Annotated in this window: 18 protein-coding genes; 7 read left to right on the forward strand and 11 right to left on the reverse strand. The window is 38.4% G+C overall.

Annotated features, from left to right (window positions below):
• Window positions 1-85 precede the first annotated feature (85 nt).
• Window positions 86-1,132, forward strand: coding sequence for an NAD(P)H-dependent flavin oxidoreductase (locus EG365_RS03400; RefSeq protein ID WP_000055185.1), 1,047 nt, complete (start codon window positions 86-88; stop codon window positions 1,130-1,132).
• Window positions 1,133-1,175: 43 nt separating this feature from the next.
• Here EG365_RS03400 and dusB read toward each other — a convergent pair whose 3' ends face one another.
• The gene (gene dusB, locus EG365_RS03405) at window positions 1,176-2,201 is read right to left on the reverse strand and encodes a tRNA dihydrouridine synthase DusB (RefSeq protein ID WP_000275423.1); all 1,026 of its coding nucleotides are present in this window, start codon (window positions 2,199-2,201) and stop codon (window positions 1,176-1,178) included.
• An 83-nt stretch (window positions 2,202-2,284) separates the two neighbouring features.
• On the opposite strand from dusB, the gene EG365_RS03410 reads away from it, so the two are divergent.
• Window positions 2,285-3,493, forward strand: a complete 1,209-nt coding sequence (locus tag EG365_RS03410; protein WP_001039861.1) for a DUF1615 domain-containing protein — start codon at window positions 2,285-2,287, stop codon at window positions 3,491-3,493.
• Window positions 3,460-4,116 (forward strand): HAD-IB family hydrolase, encoded by a 657-nt coding sequence (locus tag EG365_RS03415; protein WP_000271361.1) that lies wholly within the window; start codon window positions 3,460-3,462, stop codon window positions 4,114-4,116. Before EG365_RS03410 ends, EG365_RS03415 begins: the two co-directional genes overlap by 34 nt.
• Before the next feature lie 26 nt (window positions 4,117-4,142).
• Here the strand turns inward: EG365_RS03415 and proB are convergent, their stop codons facing one another.
• The 8 genes from proB to uvrB all read right to left on the reverse strand — a co-directional run bounded on the left by proB (window position 4,143) and on the right by uvrB (window position 13,679).
• Window positions 4,143-5,276 carry a glutamate 5-kinase gene (gene proB, locus EG365_RS03420; RefSeq protein WP_000573844.1) on the reverse strand — a complete coding sequence of 378 codons (1,134 nt, stop codon included), beginning with the start codon at window positions 5,274-5,276 and terminating at the stop codon, window positions 4,143-4,145.
• Between the two features lie 15 nt (window positions 5,277-5,291).
• Entirely contained in the window at window positions 5,292-6,512 is a 1,221-nt protein-coding gene (gene cgtA, locus EG365_RS03425) for an Obg family GTPase CgtA (RefSeq protein ID WP_001212949.1), read from the reverse strand.
• A gap of 164 nt (window positions 6,513-6,676) precedes the next feature.
• Window positions 6,677-7,351, reverse strand: coding sequence for a hypothetical protein (locus tag EG365_RS03430; RefSeq protein WP_000468065.1), 675 nt, complete (start codon window positions 7,349-7,351; stop codon window positions 6,677-6,679).
• 11 nt (window positions 7,352-7,362) lie between these two features.
• A complete protein-coding gene (locus tag EG365_RS03435; protein WP_001183836.1) occupies window positions 7,363-8,097 on the reverse strand; it encodes a hypothetical protein in 735 nt (244 codons plus the stop codon).
• Between the two features lie 149 nt (window positions 8,098-8,246).
• Complete coding sequence (locus tag EG365_RS03440) at window positions 8,247-9,704, reverse strand: glyceraldehyde-3-phosphate dehydrogenase (protein WP_000031228.1); 1,458 nt, start codon at window positions 9,702-9,704, stop codon at window positions 8,247-8,249.
• Window positions 9,705-9,920: 216 nt separating this feature from the next.
• On the reverse strand, window positions 9,921-10,868 hold the full coding sequence (gene rarD / locus EG365_RS03445) for an EamA family transporter RarD (protein ID WP_014466252.1): 948 nt from the start codon (window positions 10,866-10,868) through the stop codon (window positions 9,921-9,923).
• A 108-nt stretch (window positions 10,869-10,976) separates the two neighbouring features.
• Window positions 10,977-11,564, reverse strand: a complete 588-nt coding sequence (locus tag EG365_RS03450; protein ID WP_000885644.1) for a lipocalin family protein — start codon at window positions 11,562-11,564, stop codon at window positions 10,977-10,979.
• A 93-nt stretch (window positions 11,565-11,657) separates the two neighbouring features.
• Window positions 11,658-13,679 (reverse strand): excinuclease ABC subunit UvrB, encoded by a 2,022-nt coding sequence (gene uvrB / locus EG365_RS03455; protein ID WP_001004983.1) that lies wholly within the window; start codon window positions 13,677-13,679, stop codon window positions 11,658-11,660.
• 179 nt (window positions 13,680-13,858) lie between these two features.
• On the opposite strand from uvrB, the gene EG365_RS03460 reads away from it, so the two are divergent.
• On the forward strand, window positions 13,859-14,650 hold the full coding sequence (locus tag EG365_RS03460; RefSeq protein ID WP_000222200.1) for a hypothetical protein: 792 nt from the start codon (window positions 13,859-13,861) through the stop codon (window positions 14,648-14,650).
• A gap of 168 nt (window positions 14,651-14,818) precedes the next feature.
• Window positions 14,819-16,255, forward strand: a complete 1,437-nt coding sequence (locus EG365_RS03465) for a diguanylate cyclase domain-containing protein (protein WP_000448850.1) — start codon at window positions 14,819-14,821, stop codon at window positions 16,253-16,255.
• A 34-nt stretch (window positions 16,256-16,289) separates the two neighbouring features.
• Here the strand turns inward: EG365_RS03465 and EG365_RS03470 are convergent, their stop codons facing one another.
• On the reverse strand, window positions 16,290-16,469 hold the full coding sequence (locus EG365_RS03470) for a hypothetical protein (RefSeq protein ID WP_000139632.1): 180 nt from the start codon (window positions 16,467-16,469) through the stop codon (window positions 16,290-16,292).
• Between the two features lie 207 nt (window positions 16,470-16,676).
• Between EG365_RS03470 and EG365_RS03475 the strand changes: the two genes are divergently transcribed.
• Window positions 16,677-17,912: a pyridoxal phosphate-dependent aminotransferase gene (locus EG365_RS03475; RefSeq protein ID WP_000383200.1), complete on the forward strand. Its 1,236-nt coding sequence runs from the start codon at window positions 16,677-16,679 to the stop codon at window positions 17,910-17,912.
• A 52-nt stretch (window positions 17,913-17,964) separates the two neighbouring features.
• Here the strand turns inward: EG365_RS03475 and EG365_RS03480 are convergent, their stop codons facing one another.
• Window positions 17,965-18,375 (reverse strand): GFA family protein, encoded by a 411-nt coding sequence (locus EG365_RS03480; protein ID WP_001014249.1) that lies wholly within the window; start codon window positions 18,373-18,375, stop codon window positions 17,965-17,967.
• Between the two features lie 185 nt (window positions 18,376-18,560).
• Between EG365_RS03480 and EG365_RS03485 the strand changes: the two genes are divergently transcribed.
• Window positions 18,561-18,998 (forward strand): PaaI family thioesterase, encoded by a 438-nt coding sequence (locus tag EG365_RS03485; RefSeq protein ID WP_000795398.1) that lies wholly within the window; start codon window positions 18,561-18,563, stop codon window positions 18,996-18,998.
• Window positions 18,999-19,007: the final 9 nt, after the last annotated feature.

The raw sequence follows: 19,007 nt of genomic DNA on the forward strand, positions 1-19,007 counted from the left end.
ATATTTAAAAATTAAATAGCCAATATTATTTGCTCTTCATTCTATTTTCACGTTATGGTGAAGAGAAAGAATTGAGGTGAATAAAATGAGCCTATTACAACAACTTGCAATCAAACATCCAATTTTTCTGGCTCCTATGGCGGGCGTCTCTACTCCTGAATTAGCAGCCGAGGTTTCAAATCAAGGAGGCCTTGGATCATTAGGCTTAGGAGCAAACACACCGCAAAGTGCACGTGAACAAATTTTAAAAACTCAAGCGCTCACGGAAAACCCATTTCAAGTTAATTTTTTCTGTCATCAATCGACTGAGCTTAATGTAGAAAAAGCAAAACAATGGCTTGATTACCTACGTCCTCATTTTGAAAAATTCGGTGCTCAACCGCCCCAAGAATTACACTGTATCTATCCAAGTTTTTTAGACAATGATGATTTTTTAAATGTTGTTTTAGAAACTAAGCCAAAAGCAGTAAGTTTTCACTTTGGTATTCCGCATCCGCATCAAATTAAAGCTTTAAAAGAGGCTGGTATTTTGACTATGGTTTCGGCAACTAATTTGATCGAAGCTCAAGCTATTGAGGCAGCGGGCATCGATATTATTATTGCCCAAGGGATTGAGGCAGGCGGACATAGAGGGATTTTCAACCAGACTTTTGATGGGGCAATTAAAACTAGTGACTTGGTTCAACTGATTGTGCAGCACTGTACACTTCCAGTTGTAGCCGCAGGTGGCATAATGACTGGCTTACAAGCCAAACATATGTTGGGCTTAGGCGCAGCCGCAGTCCAATTAGGGACAGCATTTGTTCAATGCCAAACTTCAAATGCTTCTGCCGAATACCGCAAAGCCCTATTTAGTAAACCTGTAACACAGATTAGTGCTAGTCTTTCTGGGCGCCCTGCTCGGGGGATACTCAACCATTGGCATACAAAAATTGATTCACCTACTCGCCCTGTACAACCTGAATATCCTTATACCTATGATTTAGCAAAGCAACTAAATGCTATTGCAAGCAAACACCAAGATTACGGTTTTGGTGCTTTTTGGGCAGGAAGTAACGTTGCACAAATACGTGAACTTGAAGCACCCGATCTGGTTAATCAACTGGTCGTTGAAATGCTAGACAGTGAATAGATAAAAATTCCAAGCAACCAGTCTCTGTACTGGTTGCTTTATTTTAGTGAGTATCTAATAAATTAACCTGTTCAACCTGAACATCGCTCATCAAATTACCTTCAGCAAGTAATTGATTAAAATAGCTCTCAACAACTAAAGCTTGTTCAGCAGTCGTTTCAACTTTATACATGTTTTGTCGAAACTCATTACTTGAGCGTAAACCTTTGGTGTACCAAGCAATATGCTTACGGGCAATACGACAACCAGAGTATTCACCATAAAACTGATATAACTCAGACAAATGCCCTAAAAGCACTTCTTTAACTTCTTCAATATTCGGAGCAGCAAGGTGTTCACCAGTTTTTAAGTAATGGGCAATTTCACGAAAAATCCACGGTCGACCTTGTGCAGCCCGCCCAATCATAATTGCATCCGCCCCAGTATAGTCCAGTACATATTTTGCTTTCTCAGGACTATCAATATCACCATTAGCAATCACAGGAATATGGATTAATTCTTTAACATGCTTAATCAATTCATAACGGGCGGTATTTAAATACATATCTTCACGCGTACGGCCGTGTAGTGCTAATGCAGCGATGCCAGCCTCTTCGGCACGCTTAGCCACCCGTAGAATATTCTCTTGGCCATTTAAAAATCCCAAACGGGTTTTTAAAGTTACCGGAACATCAACTGCTGCAACGACTGCATCTAATATTCGAGCTACCAAATCTTCATCTTGTAATAATGCTGAACCCGCTAATTTATTACATACTTTCTTTGCAGGACATCCCATATTGATATCAACAATTTGCGCGCCATTTGCGACTTGGTAACGAGCCGCTTCAGCCAACTGTTCTGGATCGGAACCAGCAATCTGTGCAGAAATTGGAGCTAACTCTCCATCAAAATTAGCACGATAAAGACTTTTTTTAGTCATACGTAAAGTCTTGTCAGCAGTCATCATTTCACTGACTGCATGACCCGCACCGAAATACTTGCACAGCGTTCTAAATGGACGGTCAGTTACACCGGCCATAGGGGCAACAATTAAATTATTTGACAGTTGATAGGGACCAATATACATATATATTCATACAATTGATGATCGGCATAGTATACTTCATCCGCTTGATCAGCTCATCTTTTTATGCAGGTGTCCTCCTCTCCATGAACAAACCGTTGTCTTCCCGTTTTTTATTTAAATCATTCGGTATGGTTGCCGTATGCATGAGTTTAGCTGCTTGTGGAGATAAAGCCTGGTGGTCAAATAATGATGAGCCTGAATTAGAAAGCCAGCAAATCAAACGTCTCATCCCATCTCGTGTGTATGACCGTGAGTCATGGGCTAAAGATATTGATGACATTATGAAAGACTTAGACATTCCTAAAACCAAACAAAATGTCTGTAGTATTGTGGCGGTCGTTGATCAGGAATCCAATTTTGTCGCCAATCCTCAAGTGCCAGGATTAGGACAAAAAGCGGTTGAGGAAGTCAGTACACGTTTAAATGAAAAATTTGAAGATAAGCTTGGCAAAACCATTGGTGGAACAATTGCAGGTTACTTTGAAGAAGTACTAAGAACCCAACCCTCTCCTGACAATAACTATATGAGTCAGATGCGTAAAGTTAAAACCGAGAAAGACCTTGATTTACTTTACCGAGAAATTTTCGATTTTATGGCCAAACACTATCACGTGAGTGCTTTAACTGGCGCAGCTAAATTAGTTGGACAAGATATTGGCGAAAAAATGAATCCGATCACTACACTGGGTTCAATGCAAGTTCATATTAATTATGCCAAAGCAAACAAACGCTCGAGTATGAATACTGCTGCACTACGTGATGACTTATATACCGAGTATGGCGGCCTTTATTATGGAATTCACCGTTTAATGGTTTATCCGGCAGATTATGATAAAGCCATTTATCGTTTTGCAGATTACAACTCTGGTATGTACTCTAGTCGTAATGCAGCTTTTCAAAAAATGCTAAAAGAACTCACCGACAAGGATATAAGTCTTGATGGCGATCTACTCCTTTACACAAAAGATGGTGATCCACGCGCAACTCAAAGCGAGTCAGAAAAAGAACTAATTACCGTATTTGCTAGTAATAATGTTTTAGTTACACCAAGACAGATTCGTGATGATTTAAAATTAGAAAAAGAGAAAAAGTTTGAGAGTACTCAAACTTATATTGCGCTGACTAAACTTTATAAATCAAAAACTGGCAAAGAGCCGCTCTATGCAATTATGCCGCAAGTGGTGATTTCTGGGCCTAAACTAAGTCGTGACTATAATACTAACTGGTATGCAACCCGCGTAAACGGACGATATGAAACATGTATGCAACGAGCGAAACGAATAAGACTATAAAAAATCTCGCCCTGTTCGATTTTGATGGAACCTTGTGCAGTAAAGACAGTTTTACAGGGTTTATCTTTTATGCGTTGTCTAAACGTCATATTGTGAAGCAAGGCTTGAAAATCCTGCCATGGATTCAAGCCTATTATCTTAACTTTTATCCAGCCCATGCTATGCGTGCCAAGCTATTTCGTAGCATGTTCAGAGATACTCCTGCAATTGAATTGCAAAGACTAGGTGAAGAATACGCACAAGAACTCGTCTCTGCACTTTCACCTGAAATTTTTGCACAATTACAGCAACACCAGCTATTAGGTGATCAGGTGGTATTAGTTTCTGCCTCTATTGATATCTATCTTGCTCCACTTTGCAAATTACTAGATATCGAATTAATTTGTACAGAGACTCAAATTAAAAATGGCATGATGACAGGTTACTACTCAACTCCGGATTGTAGTAGTGAGCAAAAGAAGTTAAGAATACATGAGCAATATTCTCTAAAACATTATCAGCGAATCTATGCGTATGGAAATAGCTCAGAAGATTTAGACATGCTTAGTCTTGCTACACATCCTTTTATGGTCGGTGAAGATCGAATCTTGCCCTCATTAACCCCACAAAAAAAGCTCGCATGATGCGAGCTTTTTTAATTTAGAACAACTTAGTAAATTGCCATATGATCGCGATGAATCATTTCTAATGAACGGGCTTCACCAAGTACTTGATAAACTTTGTCTGAAGAAAGACCTTTAATAATTTCAGCAGAACGAGAGCTAAAATTCACTCGCCCAACCGCAACACGTTTACCTTGTTTATCGACACATTCAACCACATCACCACGATCAAAATGTCCTTCAACAGTTTTTACCCCAACAGGCAATAAACTGCGATGTTTCAATTTAATCGCTTCAACTGCGCCATCATCAATTACAAGACGACCCGCTGTTTGTAAATGTGCAGCAAGCCATTGCTGATGCGCTGTCATACGGTCTTTATCAGTCGTAAACAATGTACCCAGCATCTCACCAGCCATCACTCGTGACAACACATTGTCGCTTTCACCACTAGCAATCAATGTCGGGCAACCTGACTTGGCAGCTAAACGTGCAGCACGAACTTTAGTGACCATGCCACCTCGTCCAAGCACACCGCCACCACCAGCCATTTCAAATAAAACATCATCCATGGCACGCACAGTTGATAATAACTTTGCATCAGGATTATGACGTGGGTCTGAATCAAACATACCTTGCTGATCTGTTAAAATAATTAATAAATCAGCATGTACTTGACCAGCAACCATAGCTGCTAGTGTATCGTTATCACCAAAACGAATCTCATCGGTAGATACAGTATCGTTTTCATTAATGACCGGAATAACACGCCAATCAATCAAGTTCTGCAATGCATCACATGAATTTAAGTAACGACGGCGGTCTGCCAAATCATCATGTGTTAACAACACCTGAGCAGTTCGGATACTATGATTTTCAAGCACACTAGACCAAGTATGAATTAGGCCCATCTGCCCAATTGCGGCGCATGCTTGAAGACTGGGTAGATCGGTGGGTCGACTCGCAAGCTTCATACGAACCATACCTTCTGCCACAGCTCCTGAAGACACTAAAATAATTTCGTGTCCAGCATTGTGTAAATCTGCAATCTGTTTCGCCCAATGCGAAATAGCGTCCAGATCTAGACCCTGCCCATTTGCCGTGAGTAAAGATGATCCGATTTTAACAACGATTCGTTTACACTCACTGAGCTTACGTTGCCCATCGACCACTTCTATCATGTTTTCCTCGGTTTTTTAGTCACGAACGTAGATGCTTTCTACATCACCATCGTCTTCATCGTCATCGAAGTCATCATCATCGTCCATCATGCTTTCAAGGCGTTGTGCCTTACGCATAGCACGATATGCTTCCTTCGCTGCAATGGTCTGTTCACGTGTTTCAGCTTCAAGCTGTTCACGGAATGCTCTTACTTCTGCTGCGTACTCAGGATCTTCAACTTCACGTTCACGTTGTTGTTCAATCTGATCCATGAGGTAATAAACAACTTCTTTGGTTCCTTCTTCGAGTAAACCCGAGGTCTTAAAGACAGGACCTGTCCATTGCAACTCATCTAGAATATGCTGACACCATTCTTCACGGCTTTCTTCAGCAATCTGATCAAGTTTATTAAGTACTAATACAATTGGTAACTTCGCCAAAGTAGGAGAAAACTTGGCAAGTTCATTCATAATTGCTTTAGCATTATGGGCCGGATCTGAACCATCAATTGGTTGTACATCAATAATGTGCAAAAGAATACGTGTACGTGCTAAATGCTTAAGGAAACGAATACCTAAACCTGCACCTTCTGCTGCACCCTCAATAAGTCCCGGAATATCTGCCATCACAAACGAGCGGTGACGGTCAGCATCTACTACACCTAGGTTAGGAACCATAGTGGTAAATGGATAATCTGCTACTTTTGGTTTCGCGGCACTTACTGCACGAATAAATGTTGATTTACCAGCATTTGGCATACCTAATAAGCCAACATCTGCTAATACTTTCAACTCAAGGCGAATTTCACGGAACTCACCTTTTGTACCTGTCGTACATTTACGTGGAGCACGGTTGGTTGATGATTTAAAGTGAGTATTTCCTAAACCACCTTCACCACCGCTTGCAACCATGACTCTTTGGCCGTCTTCTACCAGATCGCCAATAATATCGCCTGAATCTGTATCAACAATTGTTGTACCAACGGGTACTTTTAAAACCACATCTTCACCACCACGTCCGGTACAGTTAGCACCTGCACCGTTTTTACCACGCTCAGCGCGGAATTTACGGGTGTAACGGTAATCGACTAGGGTACTTGTATCATCATCTGCTTGAATATAGATACTTCCACCACGTCCGCCATCACCACCATCTGGGCCACCAAATGGTACAAATTTTTCACGGCGAAAACTGGCTACGCCATTGCCACCGTCGCCAGCCTCTACGGTAATGACTGCTTCATCAACAAAGCGCATTTGCCAATCCTCTAAAAACTCTAAAACCGCCTATTCTGCCATATTTTCAGAAAATTCTCGAATAGAAAATCGAGAGAATTCTACTTTCCTGCTGCTTATTTTATTTCTTTTTATCAGGATATAAACCTACAGCAAGCCATGATCTATTTTTATTGATTAATTACCTAAGGATGGACATTACGTAAAGGTAAATCCATCTTCATGTCCAAATTAGCTTTAGTGTGCTGAACAGAGTTATACATAATGGCATTAAAGCTTGAAATATTCCCCATTTCCATTGCATCGTTAACGTTCAAACTTGGATTAAACTGATGTTTAATTGGCAAATTTATAGATTCGTCAAACTCAAAATAAACCGGACCATTAAAAGCAATTTTAACCGGAATGGTATAACTACGTTTTAACTGAAATGGAATATCAAGTTTAATCGGGATATTTAATTTTAATGGAAACCTTGGTAATAACTTATTTTTGTAAATTAAATCAGTGGTTGTTTCTAAAGGCATCACCTGATCGACTTTTAATGTTGTCGCATAATCAACACTTACCGTAATTGGAGTCTCGACTTCAAACTCTAAATCAGCCAAGTATCTTCCTTTTAATGGAACTGAAATCTGACGGTCAATATCAATAGATGTGTCTAATTTACCTATCGATTGGACCTGCAAATTATTACCAACATGTATTTTAGTTTCTAATGATTCTGGTAGACGAATATCCGACTCATGTGCTGAAACTACAACTGAAGCCTGTATGTTTAAATAGAACCAAAATAAGATTGCCGTGAGTATCATAATCAGAAAGAAACTGATTAATATACTTTTTAATGAGCCAAACATAAGCCATTCACCTATTTTGTCTGGTTCTGAACAGGTGAAGAGTGATCTTCGCCAGATTTAACGCGATTCAGGCTCATGCTCGATAGTGGTATTTTTAACTCACCATGCTCGATTTTAACTGGCAAGGTATTTTTTACATCTACCGACGCATTTAAAGCTGTTTTCACAGGGACATTCAAACTTCCCTGAATTGGAATATTTGTTTTTAATTGAGCATTTAATGGAATATGAAGATTTTCTTTTAAGACCGTTTTTACTGGCGCATCAAACTTCAAATGAACTTTTTGATCGAGTGGAACTTGTATATCAATAGGTACATCCAACTGTAAAGGAATATTACCTTTTAATGGCAAAGTAATATCTTTACCAAGTACTCTCACCTGAACTTTCGTGTCAATTGGCAAACTTTGGTCAACTTTTAAAGTTTCTTTAACTGGAATAACCGTACTAATCGGCACCATATTATCGAAATAGACACGTGGTGTTAAAGTCTGCGTCAAAGGAATATTTAACTTCTCATTAATAGGAATATTAGCATTCACTCGCCCTTTTACATCGACATTTAAAGCATCTTTTACTTTAACTTGTACCTGTAATGGTTCTTGTAAATCGATCGCTACTGCTTGGTTTTTCAAAGGAATATAAATATTAAAATGTTTAAACACCCAAATGGCGATAAGTACACCACATATATTCGCGATGATAATAAAAAAGAAGACGATCAATAATCTTTTAAACTGCTGCAATTCCAATCCCTTACTATTTCTTTTTGTTCCTTAAACCGTATTCTCATTGATTTCTAAAAAATAATCAGCATATATTTTGTACGGTTGTAAAAAAACCCAGTCTAAACTGGGTTTTTTTGTCACATTCTTTTATCTAACGTTAAAGCAGATTAAGCGTTAGTTTCTGCAGGGATTTTTTTATAGCTTACGCCACACATTTGCTCAGCAATACGTAATACTTGGCAGCTATAACCTACTTCGTTATCGTACCAAACATATGCAGTTAAGCGGTTACCAGAAGTAATCGTTGCTTGAGCATCATATACACCAGCAGTACGAGAACCGATAAAGTCGCTTGATACCACTTCTGTAGAGTTGGTATAACCAATTTGACCTTGAAGGTTAGAGTTGATTGAAATTTGACGAATGTATTCGTTCACTTCTTCACGATCAACTTCTTTATCGAGCGTTAAGTTTAAAATCGCAAGAGATACGTTTGGTGTTGGAACACGTACAGAGTTACCAGTTAACTTACCTTTTAATGCAGGCAATGCTTTAGCAACAGCTTTAGCAGCACCAGTTTCAGTAATAACCATGTTCAATGTAGCAGCACGACCACGGCGATCAGCTTTATGGTAGTTATCGATCAAGTTCTGGTCATTTGTAAATGAGTGAACTGTCTCAACGTGACCATTAAGAACTTTATATTTGTCATCCAATACTTTAAGAATTGGAGTGATCGCATTTGTTGTACAACTTGCAGCAGAGATGATTTTGTCTTCATCTAAAATGTCAGAGTTGTTTACACCAAATACAACGTTTTTCATTTCGCCTTTACTTGGTGCAGTTAATACAACACGTGCAACACCTGGGCATTTCAAGTGTTGGCTTAGGCCTTCAGCATCACGCCATTTACCAGTGTTGTCGATTAAAAGCGCGTTTTCAATACCGTATTGAGTATAGTCTACTTCGCTTGGGCTAGACGCATAGATCACTTTAATGAAGTTACCGTTAGCGATAATTGCTTCGTTTTCTTCATCAACAGAAATTGTACCTGCAAAAGTACCGTGAATAGAATCACGACGAAGTAAAGAAGCACGTTTAGCCAAGTCACCGTCAGAAGACTTACGAACAACAATCGCTTTAAGGCTTAAACCACGACCTAAACCTGATTGGCTAATGATTAAACGAGCCAAGATACGGCCAATACGACCAAAACCGTAAAGAACTACATCTTTAGGTTGTTCAGAAGTTGCGCTACCTTTAATTGACTCAACAGCTTGAGCAACAAAAGCGTCAACATCACCGCCTTTTTCTTTATATTCAACTGCAAGTTTACCGATATCAACTTCTGCAGAACCGATATTTTCAACTTTTGCTAAAGCTTCTAAAATTGGGAAAGTATTTACTACAGAAAGCTCAACATCTACAACACGTGTACGACGGTGAGTTTTCAAAATTTGGATAACAGAACGGTTAATTAAAGAGCGACCGTAAACAGATACGACAATATTTTTTTCACGGTATAATTGACCGATTAATGCAATCATACGTTCCGCGATTTCTTCACGGTTTTTCCAACGGCCTTGGTGTTCAGCGTGCAGGGCGATGATAGTGTCTTTGCTCACAGATACGTCCTCTAATTAATTATATCTAGGCGTGATTTTTAAAACCCCGTAATTGTAATGGAATTATTGGCAAGAATGAATCAAAAGCTGACGTTAGTGGCTAGATTTTCCCAAAATTCATCATAAATTCATAAAATACCTATAATTATTTTTTATTATCTTATTGTTTAAAGCCGCTAAATTTTTGCTTTTTCTTACTTTTTAGATTTTGATGCTCTAATCGTGAGCATCATTTTTTAATCTTTTTTGATATTTTTCGATATTTAATTGCAAATTTTTGGCTTTTTGCTGCTGTTGGTAAAGATGAAAAGCCCCTTCTAAAACCAATACGAAAACGGCACACCAAATTGGAAGATAAGTAAACCATTCTTCTTTACCAATGCTTTCCCCCAGCACTAAAGATGCTAAAGCAAGTAACACCGGTTCAAGATATCCAAGCAAACCAAACACAACCAAAGGTAAATAACGGCTTGCCAATATATAACATCCCAAGCCTATAGCACTAAGCACACCTAAACCCGCAATAACCAACCCGAGTGTCGGCTGATCGAGGAACTTACTATATGGCAATAACCCTGTATGTGTCAGATAGATTGCAACTGGCATAATAATCAGAAGGTCCCACCAAAAGCCCCCTAAATTATCCGTTTTAATTTTCTTACGTAACAAGAAATAAGCGGAATAACCTATAGCCACTAAAGCAGTTTCCCAAGCAATACTTCCTAGTCGAAAAATCTCATGCCCTACGCCAATAATTGCAAGGACAATAGCGACCCACTGAAATTTCGATATTTTCTCTCCATATAAGACACTACCCGCTAAAACCAAAACAAGTGGTAACAGGAAATATCCCAAAGAAACTTGCAAACCACGTCCATGCATAGGCCCCCATAAAAACAGCCATAACTGCACCGAAGTCAAAACGGATGTTGTAATGAGTAATAGAAGTAAAGAAGGTTTCGCTAAAATACGTTGATATATATTTTTAATATGGCTTAAATCACCACTCCACCACATAAATAAAGTTAAAAATGGCAAAGTCGCAATAATACGCCATCCGAAAGTCTGTTCACTATCAAGCTGGCCGAGTAATTGAGTATAAAAATAAAGAACACCAAAAGTTAATGATGCCATGACAGACAAAATCACGCCCTTTAACATCACTAACCTCTTTATACTTTAAGAAAAATAAAGCGATACAATACTTGATTTATCCACTATAAAAAAGAAAAAACCATGCGAAAACATGGTTTTTTCTTAAGCAGTATATATTTATTCTTTATGCTCGGTATGAATAATATCTCGAATATCAAATCCTAATGTTTTTGCATAATTTAGATATTCATCAACCACTTCTTTGTGTGGATGTGGCGTTCTAGATAAAACCCAAAGATATTTTCGGGAAGGTTCGCCTACCAAAACTGTTTGGTAATCTTCATCGAGCTTTAAAATCCAGTAGTCTCCACGAATTATCGGAATCCATCTTACAGCCTCTGGTAAAAAGCTTACCTTTAATTTCGTGTTATACGGCGGATTGACTACAAAAGCCTCACCGATAGATTGCTGTAATTGCTTTTGATTATCGTAGCAGCGGTTATCTACAACTATGTTTCCATTTTCATTTAAGGTATAGGTTGCAGATACATTGTAAGCACATTTTTTTTGGAAAAAAGCAGGTTTACGCGCGACTTCATACCACACACCTAAATAACGGTCTAATTCAACCTTATCGACGGTAGGTAGAGGCTTCTGCTGGGCATAGGCATATGTTCCGACAGCTAAGCCAGTCAGAACAATACCGCCCAATGCAATTTTTGCCAAGCGCCAACTGGCTTGCGGAACATTATTTCGAAATGCCATTGTTGCCCTCAACTCTTTGTTGTGAATACAAAATAACTTAAATATCTACAGTAGCTTGTTTTTTAAACAAATCATGTAGTGTTATGTATCCATTTATTGCAACATTTGCGCTTTTAAACGAACAATTTCATCACGAATACGCGCCGCTTGCTCGAATTGTAAATCCTTCGACGCCTTTAACATTTCTTTCTCTAGCTTAGTAATGTGCTTACTAAACAATTTAGGGTCAGAAAGAATATGTCGTTCATCTGCGCTAAGTGCTTGCGCCTGCTCTAGTACTTTCTCATCAATCTGATCATCAGAAAGTACTTCACCCGTATCAATTTCTTTCACAGCCTGACGAACTGCACTACGTGGCGTAATACCATGCTGCTCATTAAACTCGATTTGTTTTGCACGTCGACGCTCTGTCTCATCAATTGCCTTTCGCATAGAATCAGTGATTGTATCAGCATATAAAATTGCTTTACCTTTCACATTTCGCGCAGCACGACCAATCGTCTGAATAAGCGAACGCTCAGAACGTAAGAAACCTTCTTTATCTGCATCTAAAATAGCAACTAAAGAAACTTCCGGCATATCTAAGCCTTCTCGCAGCAAGTTAATACCCACTAGTACATCAAATACGCCTGTACGTAATTCATGAATAATTTTGACACGTTCAACTGTATCAATATCCGAGTGCAGATAAGCAACCTTAACGCCATATTCTTTTAAATAAGAAGTTAAATCTTCCGCCATACGCTTGGTTAAAGTCGTTACCAACACACGCTCATTTAAGTTCTTACGAATATTAATTTCAGACAAAACATCATCGACTTGGGTAAGCACTGGACGAACTTCAATTTCAGGATCAATCAAGCCTGTTGGTCGAACAACCTGCTCAACCACTTGTTCTGATTTTTCCAGTTCATATCTAGCTGGTGTGGCACTCACAAAAATAGTCGTTGGAACAATACGCTCCCACTCTTCAAATTTCATTGGGCGGTTATCAAGCGCACTTGGTAAACGGAAACCGTAATTCACCAAGTTTTCTTTACGCGAACGGTCACCTTTATACATTGCGCCAATTTGAGGAACCGTTACATGCGACTCATCAATAATAAGTAAGGCATCTTCTGGTACATAGTCAAATAAAGTCGGTGGTGCTTCACCTGCCGGTCGTCCCGATAAATGACGTGAGTAGTTTTCGATACCATTGGTGTACCCTAACTGCTGCATCATTTCCAAATCATAACGAGTACGTTGCTCGATACGCTGCGCTTCGAGTAACTTATCATGTTCACGGAAGAACTTAAGCTGGTCTTGCAATTCATCCTTAATGGTATCGATAGCACGTGTTAGGTTGTCTTTTGGCGTCACATAATGGCTTTTCGGGTAAATCGTGACACGTGGTACTTTGCGGACCATTTTACCGGTAAGCGGATCAAACCAGCGAATTGAGTCTACTTCGTCATCAAAGAGTTCAATACGAATCGCATGTTGGTCGGATTCTGCCGGGAAAATATCAATAATTTCACCACGGATACGATACGTACCACGTAAGAATTCAAGCTCATTACGGGTATATTGCATTTCAACCAAACGGCGAATAATTTCGTCTCGACTTACTCGATCACCTTGGACCACATGCAATAACATTTGCATATAAGCATTTGGGTCACCCAAACCATAAATGGCCGAAACAGAAGCAACAATAATCGCATCACGACGTTCTAACAAAGCACGCGTTGCCGATAATCGCATCTGGTCAATATGGTCATTAATTGCTGCGTCTTTTTCAATAAATGTATCTGATGACGGAACATAAGCCTCGGGTTGATAGTAGTCGTAATAACTTACGAAATACTCAACTGCATTGTTTGGGAAGAAGGCTTTGAACTCACCATAGAGCTGGGCTGCCAAGGTCTTATTATGCGCCATCACAATCGTCGGGCGCTGAGTTTGGGCAATCACATTTGCCATGGTATAGGTCTTACCTGAACCGGTCACACCTAGCAGTAACTGATTACGAAAACCCTTTTCGATACCATTCACCAGCTTTTCAATTGCCTGTGGCTGATCACCCGCTGGCTGGTAATGAGTGACCAAATCGAAAGGTTGATTTTCGTTCACAGTTCTCTCTCTTTATAAAAAATTTGAATTTATCGTCTAGCAAATTAATGGGGATTTTTTCCCTAATTTAAAGTCTATAGTGAGATTAATCTATATCGAAAATATTAAGCATCTTGATACTTGACCAATGCTGTAAACGGTTGCAACATGGACTTATCCATTAGATAAAAAGCATAACCATGACCTATCAATATCATGATGAAAGTATTGTAACCGAACTCCCTGAAGATACCGTGTTTGTCTTCGGTAGTAATATGGCTGGACAACATGGTAGTGGAGCCGCACGTGTTGCCAGTCAGCATTTTGGGGCTGTAGAGGGTGTAGGACGTGGCTGGGCTGGTCAGAGCTTTGCAATTCCAACATTAAATGAACATATCCAACAAATGCCACTCTCCCAAATCGAGCATTATGTTGAAGACTTTAAAGTTTATGCAAAAAATCATCCTAAAATGAAATACTTTGTGACAGCTTTAGGATGTGGGATCGCAGGTTATAAGGTTTCCGAAATCGCTCCTCTTTTTAAAGGCATACATCACAATGTGATTTTTCCTGAATCGTTTAAACCGTATGTTGAAGAAGATGCTGTTTCACAGTTCCCAACACTCACTCAAAAAATGGTTCAAAGTTTCATTAATGATGAAGTTATTTTTTACTTTAATCACGCCAGTGAATCTTTTGAAGATGCTTTAGATAAAACGGATTTATCACGTGCTGAAAAAGCGATAGCGCTTATTGTGCTTAATGAGGAATTGTATCCTCGTGACCGCTATGGCAGAGGCCGTGACCACGAATTGAGGGATATTTTAGGTAAACTCAATGGTAAGATTTTTAATATTCATGGTAACTCAGAAGGTGCAATGATTTTCGTAAGTGTAATTGTTGCGCTTATGGAACTTTATGATTTTGATGAGCAAGATTTTATAAAATTATGGCGCGGTGAGAAAAATATCGACCACCCTATTAACCGTTAATTTACTTTGATATTTTATGAGTGAAGCAGATAAATTCTGCTTTCTCATTATTTTACTTATATTTAATATTTTTATTTTAATTATTCTAATAGATTTAAATCGATTATTTCCCAAACCTTAGTTTTTCTCATTATACTTTAAGACAAACTGAATACTTAAAAGAAACGCATGGAAACTTTAGATTCTTCAATTTTTGACCTCACCCCAATTCCAATGTGGATTGAAGACTTTAGTGAAGTTAAGCAGTTATTTGACTTATGGAGAAATCAAGGGGTTGAAAACTTATATGAATTTCTAAGTCAAAATGAAAATCTAGTGGTTGAATGTGCTCATAAAATTAAAATTATTAAGGTCAACCAAAAAGTATTAGACCTTTTTGAAGCAAAAAACCAAGAAGAGTTATGTGCCAACTTAAATCTTATTTTTAAAAAAGAAATGTTTGAAGCTCATATTCATGAACTCGAAGCGTTATGGAATGGCAAAACTCATTTCTCGAGTACCACTATAAATTACACGCTCTCTGGTAAACGTATTGATGTACAACTACGTGGAGCAATTTTACCGGGTTCTGAAACTACGTTTGACCGTATTTTAATTACCACCGAAGACATTACTCCGTATCAAAATGCACTTCGTCAGGAAGAGAAAAATCGACGCCTAGCAGAGTCAATGTTTATCTACTCCCCGACTTCGCTTTGGGTTGAAGATTTTAGCCGTATTAAAAATAGAATTGATCAGCTTAGGCTATTAGGAATTGAAGACTTTAGAACTTTTTTAGATGTACATCCTGAATTTGTTCGCCAATGCATAGAAGACATTTTAATTTTAGACGTCAATCAGTCGACTCTCGATTTATTTAAAGCACCAGATAAAACCACTCTGTTAAAAAATACCCATAAAATTTTTGCCAAAGAGATGGTGGAAACTTTTAGAGAACAGCTGATTGAACTCTGGCAAGGAAATATTCACCACAAGCGTGAAGCCGTTAACTATGCGTTAGATGGTCAAATCAGAAATGTCTTACTGCAATTTACCGTATTCCCCGGTTATGAAGAGACTTGGGGATTGGTACAGGTTGCACTTACAGATATTACTGCACGAAAGAAAGCCGAAAATTATCTAGAATATTTAGGCCAGCATGATGTACTGACCAAACTTTATAACCGAGCTTTTTTTACAGAAGAGCTTAATCGTTTAAATCGCAGTATTATCCGCCCTGTTTCTTCAATTTTTTTAGACATGAACGGCTTAAAGGAAACCAATGATCAACTTGGCCATGATATTGGTGATGGTTTATTACGTCGAGTAGGTAATATTTTAAATCAGGCAATTATGAATACTGCTTATACAGCTTCTCGAATCGGTGGCGACGAATTTGTCATTTTAATGCCTGGTGCAGATGAAGCGAATGTTTTGATGATGCTGCAAACCATTCAGGAGCTTTTTAATATAGATAATCAATATTATTCAAGTCACCCTATTAGTATTGCAATTGGGCACGCCACAACAAAAGAAAATGAACAAGTTGAAGATATGCTAAAACGCGCAGATCATCATATGTATCAAAAGAAAAAAAGTTATTATCAAGAAATTCTTCTACCATAAAAAAACAGGCATATTGCCTGTTTTTTTATTTAAATTAGCGCTTACCCATAGAACGACGAGTACCACGCGGTGGCATCCAAGTTCTATCTGCATATTGTTCAGGTTTCGGACGTACTTGGTTGTGTACAGCATCGCCTGCTTGGTTACTTTCATTCGGCATTGGAAATGGCAATTTCACCAAAGCCTTTTTCTGTTTTGGCTGTTGCTCAGTCATGATTCATTCTCGATATTTCGATTGCGGCTTATTATAAAGGATTTTTCTTGTTTCTTTCGAAAAAAGCTTCAATTGAATAAAACCGCAACAAGATCTTTCCTAAATTAAACTTTTTTACATCTAAAAATCCCCCCATCCGCAAATTGCTTAATTTTTGCGATAAGATAGTGTGCTTTTTATTTTTAATCCCATAAGAGGAATATTGCCGTGGACGTACGTCTTTCTGATCGTGTCAATGCTATCAAACCGTCCCCTACACTTGCTGTAACTAATAAAGCTGCTGAGCTTAAAGCTGCTGGTAAGAACGTGATTGGTTTGGGTGCTGGCGAGCCAGATTTTGATACCCCTCAACACATCAAAGATGCTGCAATTGAAGCGATTAATAATGGTTTCACCAAATATACGGCTGTAGATGGTACTCCTGGGTTAAAAAAAGCAATTATTGCTAAATTAAAGCGTGATAATAATCTTGATTACCAACCTAACCAGATTTTGGTTTCTTGTGGCGGTAAGCAAAGCTTCTTTAACTTGGCACTAGCATTATTAAACAAGGGTGATGAAGTGATCATCCCTGCGCCATTCTGGGTAAGCTATCCAGATATGGTCATTATTGCTGAAGGTACGCCTGTTATCGTGAAATGTGGCGAAGAGCAACGTTTCAAAATTACACCTGAACAATTAGAAGCAGCAATTACTCCTAACACTCGTTTAGTGGTATTAAACAGCCCATCTAACCCGACAGGTATGATTTACAGCAAAGCTGAATTAGAAGCTTTAGCTGAAGTTTTACGTCGTCATCCACAAGTATTTGTTGCATCTGACGACATGTATGAACCAATTCGTTGGGAAGATGAGTTCTACAATATTGCAACTGTTGCACCTGATTTATATGACCGCACGATTGTTTTAAATGGTGTTTCTAAAGCATATGCAATGACAGGTTGGCGTATTGGCTATGCAGCCGGCCCAGCAAAAATCATTGGTGCAATGAAAAAAATCCAGTCTCAATCAACTTCTAACCCGACTTCAATTTCGCAAGTTGCTGCTGAAGCTGCGTTGAATGGTCCACAAGATGTTTTAAAACCAATGATTGAAGCGTTTAAACGTCGTCATGACTTAGTGGTTAATGGCTTAAACGACATCAAAGGGATCTCTTGCTTACCTGCTGATGGCGCTTTCTACGCGTATGCAAACATTCGCCCTCTTATTCGTGCAAAAGGCTTAAAATCTTGCACAGAATTCTCTGAATGGTTACTTGAAGAAACTGGCGTAGCGGTCGTTCCTGGTGATGCATTTGGTTTAGGTGGTTTCATGCGTATTTCATATGCAACAGCTGACGAAGTACTTGTTGATGCGTTAGCACGTATCAAAAAAGCTGCTGAATCAATCGAAGGCGTTGATGCTGCGATTGCATCTATCGAAGCTGAAAAAGCTGCTAAATAATTTGAAAATATAAAAAAAGGCCTCAAAATTGAGGCCTTTTTTATAATTAAAATTATTCTAAATTAAATAAAGCTGCCACCTCAGCCTCAGTCAGTTTTTTTGTATCATTCTGAAAATTATAAAAATCAGGTTTTGAATCAATAAAAATTTCCATATCTAATTTCAAGTCTTTTACTGGTTCATTTAAAGAAAACACATTGATATTGCAGTAACTTTGATCTTTTGTTCTCCAAAAAATTATTGTTCCACAAGCGTTACAAAAGCCTCTTTCACCCCATTCAGAAGAGTTAAATACACTAAGATGCTTTTGCTGAATAAACTTTAAACTACCTTTAACTACATCAACTGTCATAATGACACCACTGGTTTGTCTACGACACATCGAGCAATGGCAAACATGTACATCATGATTTTTTAACTCAACTTCGAAAGCTGTTTCACCACATAAACACTGTCCGTTCATTATTATTTTCCACAAAAAGTTTATATTTTTAGAGTTATAAAATATTCTGCTCAACCAAATTTTACAAGTTTATAAACTATAAGTGACCTATCTTTCTATTCACTCCAACTTGACAATAGTTAATTTAACGCCTAATTTAACATCAAGTTCCATTTTAGAACTTTAATAACTGAAGGACTCAAAAAATGAAAAATCCTATGGAAATGACAGGCCTCGAATTTTTACAAGCCATGATTGAAGGTCATATTCCACCTGCCAGTATTAGCAAAACTATTCCGATGCAACCTACTGAGATTTCAGAAGGATCTGTAACTTTCAAAGCACAAGCAGATCATAATCACCTAAATCCTTTAGGTGGTGTACATGGTGGTTTTGCTGCAACTGTTCTAGATTCAGTGACTGGCTGCGCTGTACATACAATGCTACCTGCCGGTGTGGGTTATGGAACCATAGATCTTAATGTGAAAATGTGCCGTCCTCTTTCACAAAATCAGGTTTTAATTGCTACAGGTAAAGTGATCAATTTAAGTAAAAATTTAGGTATTTCCGAAGGAAAAATTACTGATGAAGAAGGCAAACTTTATGCTTATGCAACAGCAACCTGCATGATTATTCGACCATAAAAACCAAGG

It is taken from the genome of Acinetobacter sp. FDAARGOS_494, assembly GCF_003812225.1.
Taxonomy (GTDB): domain Bacteria; phylum Pseudomonadota; class Gammaproteobacteria; order Pseudomonadales; family Moraxellaceae; genus Acinetobacter; species Acinetobacter baumannii.